Below are 9,882 nucleotides of genomic sequence, written 5' to 3'. Positions count from 1 at the left end.
ACCGACATCGAGCAGGCGCCGGCCCAGACCCCCGAGATTTTTGGCCAGCCCCCCGCCTGCAGGACGTGTTCCGCGCCATCGGTCGCCTGTCGCAGTCGAACGTGACGGTGTTGATCACCGGCGAATCCGGCTCCGGCAAGGAGCTGGTGGCACGTGCCCTGCACAAGCACAGCCCGCGCGCCAGCCAACCCTTCGTGGCATTGAACACCGCCGCCATTCCCAAGGACTTGCTGGAGTCCGAACTGTTCGGCCATGAACGTGGCGCCTTCACCGGTGCGCAAGCCATGCGCCGTGGCCGCTTCGAACAGGCCGAAGGCGGCACCTTGTTCCTCGATGAAATCGGTGACATGCCGCTGGACTTGCAGACGCGTCTGTTGCGCGTGCTCTCGGACGGCCACTTCTATCGCGTCGGCGGCCACCAATCCTTGAAGGCCAATGTACGCGTCATTGCGGCCACTCACCAGAACCTGGAACAGCGGGTACGTGAAGGTTTGTTCCGCGAAGACTTGTACCATCGCCTGAACGTGATTCGCCTGCGCCTGCCCAGCTTGCGCGAGCGCAGCGAGGACATTCCCATCCTGGCCCGCTACTTCCTGGCGCAGAGTGCGCGCCAGCTCGGCGTGGAAGCCAAGCGCCTGTCGCCGCAGGCCATGCAGTTCCTGTCGCAACTGGAGTTCCCCGGCAACGTGCGGCAACTGGAAAACCTGTGCAACTGGATCACCGTGATGGCGCCTGGCCAGACGGTCGAGATCAAGGACTTGCCGCAAGACCTGGTGGAAGAACGCGTGCACGCACCGCAACCGGCGCAGATCGTGGCCGCGCCCGCCTCGGCGTCGGCCATGGCGACCCCGCTCGCCTATGCCGAAGCGGCGCCAGGTGCGACGACTGCCGAAGCCGGGAGTAGTAGCTGGATCTCGCTGCTGGAAACCGAAGCTGCCCAGATGCTGGCCTCGGAGCAACCGGAGGTGATGGACATCCTCGGCCGCCAGTTCGAAGCGGCATTGATCAAGATCGCCCTCAAGCACACCCACGGCCGCAAGAACGACGCCGCCGTGCGCCTGGGCATCGGTCGCAACACCATCACCCGCAAGATCCAGGAGCTGGGCATCGGCGGTGCTGAAGACGACTGATCTGTCATCGGTAACAGTCAGCAGGGGAGGCCTGCCCACGTGCCGCCGCGTGGGTAGGATCTGCAAGGGGAAGAAACGGCGGCCCATAAAAAAGGAAATGGCCTGGATCTCACGATCCAGGCCATTTTTATGCGCACGGTTCATCGATCATCGTTGCTGGCTGACGAGCCGGTAGTGCTTGCCATTTCGAATAATCCGTACGAAGCCTTCTTCGCCGAGGTGCATACCGGCAATGAGCAGTTGGTCGGCACTGACGATGTCAAGCAAGCGCGTTCGTGTGGCTGCCGCAAGATGCGCATCGAGATCGAATGCGATGGAGACTTCAGGGTGACTGATCTGCAGGTGCGGGAAATGCACGATATCCCCCCAGATCAGCAGGTCCTGATCATTCGACTGGACCCGATACCCGCAATGTCCGGCGGTATGTCCGGGAAGCGACTGGGCGCTGATGCCAGGAAGTACCTCTTCGCCGGCGAAGAGGCGGATCCGGTCGCGATACTTCTCGAACACCTGGCGTGCGAAGAGAAAGTTGCCACGAGCCCGTTCGTTGGCGCGGTGCAGGTGGATATCGTTCTGCCAGAAGGAGAGTTCCTGCTCATGCAGTACCAGCTCCGCGTCGGGAAAGCTGAGTTCTCCCGCGCCATTGAGCAGCCCGCCGATATGATCCGGATGAGCATGGGTCAGAAGGACTGTATCGATCTCGGACGGCAGCACGCCGGCCCGTCGGAGATTGTCCTGCAAGCTGCCGCCCCATTGCTTGAAACCTCCCGCGCCCGTGTCGACCAGCACGGTTCGCTGCGGGCTGCGGATCAGGTAGCAATTGATATGGATGGCAGAGGGGTCGGTCATGCCGGCATCTTGCTGTAGCCGAGCGGCCTCCGCGGGATCGATATTGGATAGCACATCCAGTGGTGCGCGGAGAAAACCATCGCTGATGGCGGTGACGGAAAAATCACCGATTTGCTGACTGGGGAAATTCATTTTCGTATGGTCGTCTTCGGTCGGTGTCAATGACGCGCACTGATGGCCTGCGCTGCGTAAGCAAAGCAGCGGATGCGTGGCATCAGTCCGGTACAGGCTTGTATGGCCGCGTCCAGTTGTTGCATGAAATCGTCCATGACAGCCGGCGTTCTATGGGGCGACATCCGATACCGGATATCGGCCCAGGCAGGATGACCTTTGCCATGGGTGACTGCGACATAGACGATGTGGACGTTTTCCGGCAGGGCTTCCAGTATCCCGATGCAGAGTTGTTCGCAGCTCGCACTAAGCCGCTCCAGGCATTCTGCGCCAGGCATCCGGTCTTGATGGATGAAGATGGTCACGTTGGGCATCGCGTCAGCTCGCCGGGTGGATGGCCGGTTCGCTACCGCTGCTCAGTTGCGCGGTCATCGGCGTGTAGAGGTGTAGTCCTTCAGGCAGAGCAGCGTGGTCGATATCGATGGGATCGCGCCAGACTGCCATCCATCTCTGTGGCGGGGATTGCTCCAATGCGACTGCGTTGAGGAGCCGAGGCGATAGTCCCATCGCCCGCAGCGGATCGGGGCCGGCCGCACTGAGCAGCAGATACGCGCCATCCAACACAGCAGGCGCGGCTGCCGAGGTTTCATAGAGATTGCGATGCCAGTGCGTGATGTGCTGTTGCCAGCGTGCGAAATTGCCGCCGCCTTTGCGCTGATACTCCTCAGAGAGCAGGACTTCGAGATCGTCGATGGTATGCAGCGCAAGATAGGTCGGACAGCCTTTGCTCAAGGCCTTGAATCGTTGTGAGGTGTGAAAGCCGCTCACGGAGATGAGGGCCGGGAGCTTTTCCAGGCTATAGAAATCGTTCCATTCTGCTTCGCTGAGGGGATCGGCAAAGCTGCATTCGACGGTATAGATCATAATGATGGCGGTCCACCGTGCATCTGAGCGGTGGTCTATTTGGTTGAGGAGATGTCATCATAGGTAGTGTTTTCACGCCAATAAATCGATATTTAGGTAAGCTTCAGTGACAAAAAGTAAAGCTGGCATTGCCACTCATCTCCCGGTCAAGAACACCATGCGGCGCAGGATTCCCAGCAATAGCTCACTGATGGCATTCGAGGCTGCGGCACGTCATGGCAGTTTCGCCCGGGCCGCCGAAGAACTGGCCCTGACGGAAGGCGCCATCAGCCGTCAGATCGGGCGTCTGGAAGGATTTCTGGGGGTAACGCTGTTTGAGCGGATCGGCAATCGGGTGCGCTTGCTGCCACATGGCCAACGCTACGCCAGCCACGTCCGGGAAACGCTGGAACGTCTTGATCGAGACAGTCAGCATCTGATGTCCCAGCCCACCCATGGGGCCAGCCTCGATATTGCAGTGAGCCCCACGTTCGCCATGCGCTGGCTCATCCCCCGTCTGCCGCGCTTGGCCGCATTGCATCCTCACATCACGGTGCATCTTGCCCAACGCATGGAGCCGTTCCTGCTGGCCGGCAGTGGATTGGATGCGGCGATTCATTTCGTCCATCCGGCCTGGGCCGGAATGCACACGTATCGCCTGCTCGATGAGGTGCTGATCCCGGTATGTCATCCTGCATTGTTGCGAGGAGCAATCCGCGCACCCGCACTGGATACCTTGCCCAGGCTGCATCGGCGCCAGAATCACGACGCCTGGCAGCGCTATGCCGCGCAGACCGGGATCAGCCTGACTCATGCCGCCCAAGGCCCGCGCTATGACTTGCATGGGATGCTCATCGAGGCCGCGTTGGCCGGCCTGGGCGTAGCGCTGGTGCCACGCCTGTATGTGGAAGGGGAACTGGCGCAAGGGCGTCTGGTGGCACCCTGGCCGCAAGACGCAGGCATTTCCAGGACCTTCTGTCTGGTGCTCCCTGAACCATTGCAACATGCTGGCGAGCCCCTCCAAGCGTTCGCACAATGGCTGCTGGAAGAAGCAAAACAACCGACCGGGCTGGTCTAGTGGCTAAAACGAAATGGCCTGGATCGTGAGAGCCAGGCCATCATTTTTATGCGCTTAGAGTCCCAGTTCGGAAAGTCCCGGGTGATCGTCAGGACGGCGTCCCAGCGGCCAGCGGAACAGTCTTTCGCTTTCGGCGATGGGGCGATCATTGATGCAGGCGTAGCGGTTGAGCATCAGCCCGTCTTCCTTGAATTCCCAATTCTCGTTGCCATAGGAGCGGAACCAGTTGCCGGAATCGTCGCGCCATTCATAGGCGTAGCGCACGGCAATGCGGTTGCCGGTAAAGGCCCACAGTTCCTTGATGAGACGGTATTCCAGCTCCTTGGCCCACTTGCGCTCAAGGAAGGCACGCGCCTGGTCACGGCCATTGGCGAACTCGGCGCGATTGCGCCAGCGGGTATCCAGGCTGTAGGCAAGCGACACCTTCGCGGCGTCGCGGGTGTTCCAGCCATCTTCAGCAAGGCGCACCTTCTGAATGGCGGACTCAAGGGTGAACGGCGGAAGGGGAGGACGGACTTCGGGATTGGATGACATGATAGGACCTCAACGGTTAGATGAACTTGATCCTGCCTCTTGCGGCAGGTTCGATAAAAGCAGGGCGGCCGCCCTGCCAGCACTATCGGCGGCACTCGCATCACCGGTGACCATTGCAACTGCTGTTGCGCCGTCGATCAGGATAAGAAAATAGTTGGCGACTTCATCGGGATGGTCCAGACCTGACGCACTGGTCAGCTCCCGAAGATAGGAAAGCAGACGCTGCTTATGCAGCGCCGAGACAGCGCCGATGTCGGGATGGGTCTTGCCCAGCTCACCGGCGGCATTGATGAACGCGCAGCCATGGAAGTCTTCACTCTCGAACCATTGGCGCAGCGCAGGGAAGATCGACTCCAGGCGCGCCCTCGGTGCGCCGGTCTGCGAAGTCGCCCCAACAAACCACGACATCCAGCGCTGGTCCCGCGCCAGCAGAGCGGCCGCCACCAACTCCTCCTTGTTGGCGTAGAGCCGGTAGATACTGCGTCGCGCTACACCGGACTCCTTGACGATGGCGTCCATGCCGGTGGCATGAATGCCGCCCGAGTAAATCAGCTTTTCCGTGGTCGCCAACAGGCGGGAGGTAAGGGATGCGTCGTCTGAAGAATCCATGGGAACCCTTGTGGTGAGAATGATCGTTCTACACATAGTAGAACGATCATTCTCAGTGGTCAACCACTTTTTTGGAATGTGTTCAGAATTTGAGGCGAGTTCGCAAATGTCCGCAGCAGGGCGGCCGCAGGTTGATCGTTGGCGTGGCGTTACTGGAAGCCATCAAGCGGGGAAATCTCTGCATAACCGGGTAAACGCCAAAGCAGCCGCAGACTGATAGGCATCCCGGCGACGGAGTATGGCCGCGGTACGTGGTTTGGGGGCGGGGGAGATGGCAATGTTGCGCAGATCGGGATGCTGCTCGCCGATGGCCTCGGGAAGAATGGTGACCAGGGTACTGCGCCTGACCACTTCGATCAACGCACCGATGGTATTGGCTTCGATGACGATAGCCGGTGACACCTTCTGGACCCGCAGATAGTCATCGACGTGATCACGCGTCGCAAACTCAGCGCTGAGCAGGCACAGTCGCTCAGAGGCCAGCATCTGAGGTGTGATGCTGCGCTTGCGTTTGAAGAAGTGGTGGTGCTGGCCCACCACGACGCTCAATCTTTCCCTCAGCAGCGTCTCACAGCCGATCTCTTCGTTAGGGCGCGCGACATGGAAGGCGATACCCAGATCGACCTCATCGGCGGCGACCGCTGCCGATATCGTATCCAGAGACATTTCCTTGAGTCGTACCGTAATGCCTGGATACTTCGCCTGAAATGCAGCCAATAGCGGGCCGACCAGGTAGGCGGTGAATGTCGGCGTGGTGGCCAGGCGCAGTTCTCCGCGCTCAAGTTCTTGCACATCCAGGATGGCCCGCCGCCCGCCATCCAGTTCAAGCAAGGCTCTGCGGGCGTGCTCGATGTAGACGCGCCCTGCATCCGTTGTCTTGACCGTGCGACCGCTGCGGTCAAGCAGTACCACGCCAAGCGTTTCTTCCAGTTGCATGATCTGTTGCGAAAGCGTTGGCTGCGAAACGTGAAGGGCCTGGGCGGCGCGCGTAAAGTTGCCGTGCTCGGCAACGGCCAGCAAATAGCGAATATGACGAAGCTGCATAGGTGTCTTCCATTGATGTGGCCCGTCACGTCATTCCAGACCGGCTTTAGCTATTGGTAAAACCAATGGTTTCTATAAAAAATGGGTCTTGGAAATAATAGCTCAAAGGTTCGATGATGCACTCATCGCAACGAGGAGCATTCACATGAAACCGTTTATCGAAGGTGCAATGAAGTTCCAGGAAGACGTGTTCCCGGGCATGTCGACCCTGTTCCAGAGGCTGGCTACCCATCAGAACCCCGGAGCGCTGTTCATTACCTGTTCGGATAGCCGTGTGGTACCTGAACTACTGACCCAGCAGCAACCGGGTGATGTATTCGTCATTCGCAATGCCGGCAACATCGTGCCGTCCTACACGTCGGAACCTGGTGGCGTTACCGCCAGCGTGGAATATGCGGTGGGGGTGCTGGGGGTCACCGATGTCGTGGTGTGCGGCCATAGCGACTGTGGCGCCATGACTGCGGTGGCCAAGCATACCTGCCTGGATCATCTCCCGGCGGTAGCGAACTGGTTGCGTCACTGTGACGCCGCCAAGGCCGTCAACGAGGCACATCGCCACGAGACCCCCGAGGCGAAGGTCAGCGCGATGGTGTACGCCAACGTGATTGCGCAGTTGACCAATATCCGTACCCATCCGACGGTTGCCCTGGCCCTGAAACAGGGCAAGTTGTCCTTGCATGGATGGGTGTATGAGATCGAAACCGGCGCCATCAATGCCCTGGATGGCAAGCAAGACCTCTTCGTAAGCCTGGCCGACTTCCCTGATGCCGTGGCCTTTGGCGTCTCGGCGCAGCAAGCCCACTGAGCATTTTCTCGACCCTGAAAGGAGCTTTATCATGATCCAATCCAATGTGACCCAAGACGCGCGTCTTGAATTGACCGCCCGCGTCATCGCAGCAAAAGCAGCCAAAGACCTGAGTTTCAGCGAGCTGGCAGAAGGTACCGGCCTGCGCGTGGCGTATGTCACCGCTGCACTGCTGGGGCAACATGCCCTGCCCAAGGAAGCTGCCGAGTTGGTGGCCGGCCGGCTCGGCCTGGAGTCCAGCGATGCCCGGCAGTTGCAGGCCATTCCACTGCGCGGCAGCATCCCCGACGGCGTACCGAGCGATCCGACGATCTATCGCTTCTACGAGATGGTGCAGATCTACGGCACCACCCTGAAGGCACTGGTTCATGAACAATTCGGTGACGGCATCATCAGTGCCATCAACTTCAAGCTGGACATCAAGAAGGTCGACGACCCGGAAGGCGGCTCGCGGGCAGTCATTACCCTGGACGGAAAGTTCTTGCCGAACAAGCCGTTCTGATTTCCTGGAACCGATTGTCCAATCTAATGGAGGGCGCTGCGATGAACATGGATGAAGACCGCCGCATGGTTGCCTGGTGCGATGAATTGGCTCAGACGCAGCGTCTGAAGGTCGAGCCGGTGGCCGAAGGCTGGCGTGTCAGTCTGGATGGCTTTCCCATGTCTTACGGTGAAACGGTAGGCGCAGCAGTGATGTGGACGTTCATTATGAGCCATAGCAGACATCAATACTGCAGGGTATGTACACGGGACGGCCTTCTAAACCGGCGCTTTTAATACAGACAATCGCTTCAACCCTGGTTCCATTAATTAAATCGATAAAAACGAATGAAAGAAAAATTCATATTTTTTCCATTGATTTTTGGGTGTATGTCTTCTCTTTCTTTCGCTGCCGACGATACCCAGATACTCTCTTGTCGCAGCCTGGAGAGGGGTGTTGTCTATACCGCGGAAATCAAGATAGTTGGTGGAAAAGTAGATGAATACACATATGTAAGCATGAATAAGAGGGGCAATGACTGTAACTTATCTGCCTCTCGTCATGACTGGGATTCTGAGTGGAGTGATGAGGACAATCGAACATCTCATGTCGTGCTTTACAGCGATGGTAAAGAAGTAGGGAAGGTGTTGCTGGTCTCAACCCCTCCTCGATACACCATCAAGTTATTGACTCCCTTGGATCGCTCAATGTGCGCGATGGGTGCATCGATAGCGACTTCGGTTACGCTCACTCAAAACGTGGCACGCTGTGATCTCGAAAAATAAGACATGTCCGCAATCGGCCAGAAGCAGAATTTCACGAAGAGTCAGATACTGGCTGAAAAAAATAGTTTTTATGATAAGGTCGGCAGCCGAGGATCTTCGGCCAAACTCTCAAATTTCCTATTCCTCTGTTCAAAGCCATGACTGCACCGCTCAATACGATTTTGATATACGCGCGTAATCCCGCCGTAACCAGTGCTTTCTACAAAGATCATTTCGGATTCAAGACGACCGGTGAAGTAGATGACGGGCTCATCGAATTGAATGCTCCAGGTGCCGGCATCAACCTTTTGATTCATCAGGCAGCCAAATCTCTGAAATTTGGGCAGGCAGTGGTCAAGCTGATGTTCAGCGTTTCCGATGTTGAAAAATTCAAGGCCGACTCGGCGCAAAGAGGCCTGGAATTCGGCAGTACCCATCAGGCAAATGGCTATCAATTCGCTAACGCGAAAGATCCTGATGGAAATTCGGTATCGATATCCAGTAGAGAATATCGCCAGCGAGCGTGAAAGAGAGCGGCTGCTTTCGGCCAGAAGTAGCCATTGGATACATAGCGAAGCCAACGATCTGCCTCTAGCCGATAGTGTTTCAAGTCGGCTTCCGGCCAAAATCGGACACACATGAATTTGGAGGGTGCCAATGAAAGAGTTAAGGTTCAATATTTTCGGAAAGCTTATCGCTGTCACAGGCTCGTGCGGTGCATGGCAAGCGTATTACCTTGGGACGGACGGAAAGCGCAGACCAGCGGATTTTGTTCTGCCCCACGACATAGTCGAAAATGAGCTTTGTGTATACCTGGCGGATATCTTCCATGAGAACGCAACTCCACGCAATTGCGACGCAGTGCAATTGTTATGAAGTCTGCAATCGGCCAGGAGCCGACATTCAATATCAACAAACCTTAAGCACCATATGTCTTTGTCGATTTCGAGTGAAAAAAATCGTCCCGGCATGCTCTACGCGCATTTATTTGAGAATCCATCAATGGGTGTTCGACGCGGTCTGTTCTAGAATTTCTCGTTGCCATGCCTCCCTATTTTTTGGGAAGGCGAGGAGTTGGAATGCTCCCTCCTTTGCAATTGGCTCCAGTGGCCTATCCAGGATTGGATGAATCTAGACGGAGCTTCTTTACGTACGATTTCCGATCCCGCATCTGTGGAGTGTTCTATTTACTTGACGGCGCATCATTGCGTGCGCCTCGAATCGCTATCCATTAGACAGGTCGCGGATTTCGCTCGCTTCGAGATCGCACTTTCAGGCGAGTTCGACCTGGAAGGATATGGCGAACTCGATTCTGAGAACATCCCGTTGAACTTGAGCGCTGAGGTCGCTTTTGACGGAGTCGTCATAGTTCCGGGAAACTTCTTTCCAAAGCCTTCTAACTCCGTGGATGTTATTCAAATCCGCCTATGAGTAATGGCGGCCTCGACCAGCTTTCGTCAAATGCAAGGGGGGGACGCCTACGAGATCGTAGGTACTCGTAGGCGTCCTTTGCTGACAGGGCAGGCGGTCAGAGCGCTGATATCTGCGATGGCCTGCCCTTTATTTGTATAAAT

General features: G+C 57.2%; 15 protein-coding genes. 9 read left to right on the top strand and 6 right to left on the bottom strand.

Features of this window, described 5'->3' with window-relative positions; all coding sequences use genetic code 11:
• On the top strand, positions 1 to 1,130 hold a 1,130-nt coding region (locus I5W_RS20005), incomplete at its 5' end, for a sigma 54-interacting transcriptional regulator (RefSeq protein ID WP_374702147.1).
• A gap of 147 nt (positions 1,131 to 1,277) precedes the next feature.
• Here the strand turns inward: I5W_RS20005 and I5W_RS30235 are convergent.
• From I5W_RS30235 to I5W_RS19990, 3 genes are read right to left on the bottom strand one after another with little or no spacing between them, the layout of a single operon-like run.
• Positions 1,278 to 2,111 (bottom strand): MBL fold metallo-hydrolase, encoded by an 834-nt coding sequence (locus I5W_RS30235; RefSeq protein WP_083893592.1) that lies wholly within the window; start codon positions 2,109 to 2,111, stop codon positions 1,278 to 1,280.
• A gap of 26 nt (positions 2,112 to 2,137) precedes the next feature.
• A complete protein-coding gene (locus tag I5W_RS19995) occupies positions 2,138 to 2,464 on the bottom strand; it encodes a hypothetical protein (protein ID WP_044530542.1) in 327 nt (108 codons plus the stop codon).
• A 4-nt stretch (positions 2,465 to 2,468) separates the two neighbouring features.
• Positions 2,469 to 3,014 (bottom strand): hypothetical protein, encoded by a 546-nt coding sequence (locus I5W_RS19990; RefSeq protein ID WP_044530541.1) that lies wholly within the window; start codon positions 3,012 to 3,014, stop codon positions 2,469 to 2,471.
• A gap of 157 nt (positions 3,015 to 3,171) precedes the next feature.
• Between I5W_RS19990 and I5W_RS19985 the strand changes: the two genes are divergently transcribed.
• Positions 3,172 to 4,071, top strand: a complete 900-nt coding sequence (locus tag I5W_RS19985) for a LysR substrate-binding domain-containing protein (RefSeq protein WP_044530540.1) — start codon at positions 3,172 to 3,174, stop codon at positions 4,069 to 4,071.
• Between the two features lie 54 nt (positions 4,072 to 4,125).
• On the opposite strand, the gene I5W_RS19980 is transcribed toward I5W_RS19985, so the two are convergent.
• The 3 genes from I5W_RS19980 to cynR all read right to left on the bottom strand — a co-directional run bounded on the left by I5W_RS19980 (position 4,126) and on the right by cynR (position 6,258).
• A complete protein-coding gene (locus I5W_RS19980; RefSeq protein WP_044530539.1) occupies positions 4,126 to 4,605 on the bottom strand; it encodes a nuclear transport factor 2 family protein in 480 nt (159 codons plus the stop codon).
• 9 nt (positions 4,606 to 4,614) lie between these two features.
• A complete protein-coding gene (locus I5W_RS19975; RefSeq protein ID WP_017451627.1) occupies positions 4,615 to 5,250 on the bottom strand; it encodes a TetR/AcrR family transcriptional regulator in 636 nt (211 codons plus the stop codon).
• A gap of 126 nt (positions 5,251 to 5,376) precedes the next feature.
• Positions 5,377 to 6,258: a transcriptional regulator CynR gene (gene cynR, locus I5W_RS19970; RefSeq protein ID WP_044530538.1), complete on the bottom strand. Its 882-nt coding sequence runs from the start codon at positions 6,256 to 6,258 to the stop codon at positions 5,377 to 5,379.
• Positions 6,259 to 6,403: 145 nt separating this feature from the next.
• Between cynR and I5W_RS19965 the strand changes: the two genes are divergently transcribed.
• The 7 genes from I5W_RS19965 (at position 6,404) to I5W_RS19940 (ending at position 9,739) form a co-directional block, all read left to right on the top strand.
• Complete coding sequence (locus I5W_RS19965; RefSeq protein WP_044530537.1) at positions 6,404 to 7,063, top strand: carbonic anhydrase; 660 nt, start codon at positions 6,404 to 6,406, stop codon at positions 7,061 to 7,063.
• A 31-nt stretch (positions 7,064 to 7,094) separates the two neighbouring features.
• On the top strand, positions 7,095 to 7,565 hold the full coding sequence (gene cynS / locus I5W_RS19960) for a cyanase (protein WP_044530536.1): 471 nt from the start codon (positions 7,095 to 7,097) through the stop codon (positions 7,563 to 7,565).
• A gap of 41 nt (positions 7,566 to 7,606) precedes the next feature.
• Positions 7,607 to 7,840: a hypothetical protein gene (locus I5W_RS19955; RefSeq protein WP_237741842.1), complete on the top strand. Its 234-nt coding sequence runs from the start codon at positions 7,607 to 7,609 to the stop codon at positions 7,838 to 7,840.
• A gap of 51 nt (positions 7,841 to 7,891) precedes the next feature.
• Positions 7,892 to 8,329, top strand: a complete 438-nt coding sequence (locus tag I5W_RS31520) for a hypothetical protein (RefSeq protein ID WP_146744589.1) — start codon at positions 7,892 to 7,894, stop codon at positions 8,327 to 8,329.
• 137 nt (positions 8,330 to 8,466) lie between these two features.
• Positions 8,467 to 8,835: a VOC family protein gene (locus I5W_RS19950; RefSeq protein ID WP_017451633.1), complete on the top strand. Its 369-nt coding sequence runs from the start codon at positions 8,467 to 8,469 to the stop codon at positions 8,833 to 8,835.
• 130 nt (positions 8,836 to 8,965) lie between these two features.
• Positions 8,966 to 9,184, top strand: coding sequence for a DUF7661 family protein (locus I5W_RS34455; protein ID WP_017451634.1), 219 nt, complete (start codon positions 8,966 to 8,968; stop codon positions 9,182 to 9,184).
• A gap of 249 nt (positions 9,185 to 9,433) precedes the next feature.
• Positions 9,434 to 9,739 carry a hypothetical protein gene (locus I5W_RS19940; RefSeq protein ID WP_237741843.1) on the top strand — a complete coding sequence of 102 codons (306 nt, stop codon included), beginning with the start codon at positions 9,434 to 9,436 and terminating at the stop codon, positions 9,737 to 9,739.
• The last annotated feature ends 143 nt before the right edge of the window (positions 9,740 to 9,882 follow it).

The organism is Herbaspirillum sp. B65, from assembly GCF_000333555.1.
Classification (GTDB): Bacteria; Pseudomonadota; Gammaproteobacteria; order Burkholderiales; family Burkholderiaceae_D; genus Herbaspirillum; species Herbaspirillum rubrisubalbicans.
The sequence above is the reverse complement of the archived record's forward strand: the minus strand, read 5'-3'. Positions and strand labels throughout refer to the sequence as shown.

Excerpts from the sequence above, each read along its gene's own strand:
- I5W_RS19995 (WP_044530542.1), bottom strand. The coding sequence starts at position 2,464 with ATGCCCAACGTGACCATCTTCATCCATCAAGACCGGATGCCTGGCGCA.
- I5W_RS19975 (WP_017451627.1), bottom strand. The coding sequence starts at position 5,250 with ATGTGTAGAACGATCATTCTCACCACAAGGGTTCCCATGGATTCTTCA.
- I5W_RS31520 (WP_146744589.1), top strand. The coding sequence starts at position 7,892 with ATGAAAGAAAAATTCATATTTTTTCCATTGATTTTTGGGTGTATGTCT.
- I5W_RS19965 (WP_044530537.1), top strand. The coding sequence starts at position 6,404 with ATGAAACCGTTTATCGAAGGTGCAATGAAGTTCCAGGAAGACGTGTTC.
- I5W_RS30235 (WP_083893592.1), bottom strand. The coding sequence starts at position 2,111 with ATGAATTTCCCCAGTCAGCAAATCGGTGATTTTTCCGTCACCGCCATC.
- I5W_RS34455 (WP_017451634.1), top strand. The coding sequence starts at position 8,966 with ATGAAAGAGTTAAGGTTCAATATTTTCGGAAAGCTTATCGCTGTCACA.
- I5W_RS19950 (WP_017451633.1), top strand. The coding sequence starts at position 8,467 with ATGACTGCACCGCTCAATACGATTTTGATATACGCGCGTAATCCCGCC.
- I5W_RS19980 (WP_044530539.1), bottom strand. The coding sequence starts at position 4,605 with ATGTCATCCAATCCCGAAGTCCGTCCTCCCCTTCCGCCGTTCACCCTT.
- I5W_RS19940 (WP_237741843.1), top strand. The coding sequence starts at position 9,434 with ATGAATCTAGACGGAGCTTCTTTACGTACGATTTCCGATCCCGCATCT.
- I5W_RS19990 (WP_044530541.1), bottom strand. The coding sequence starts at position 3,014 with ATGATCTATACCGTCGAATGCAGCTTTGCCGATCCCCTCAGCGAAGCA.
- I5W_RS19955 (WP_237741842.1), top strand. The coding sequence starts at position 7,607 with ATGAACATGGATGAAGACCGCCGCATGGTTGCCTGGTGCGATGAATTG.
- I5W_RS19985 (WP_044530540.1), top strand. The coding sequence starts at position 3,172 with ATGCGGCGCAGGATTCCCAGCAATAGCTCACTGATGGCATTCGAGGCT.
- cynS (WP_044530536.1), top strand. The coding sequence starts at position 7,095 with ATGATCCAATCCAATGTGACCCAAGACGCGCGTCTTGAATTGACCGCC.
- cynR (WP_044530538.1), bottom strand. The coding sequence starts at position 6,258 with ATGCAGCTTCGTCATATTCGCTATTTGCTGGCCGTTGCCGAGCACGGC.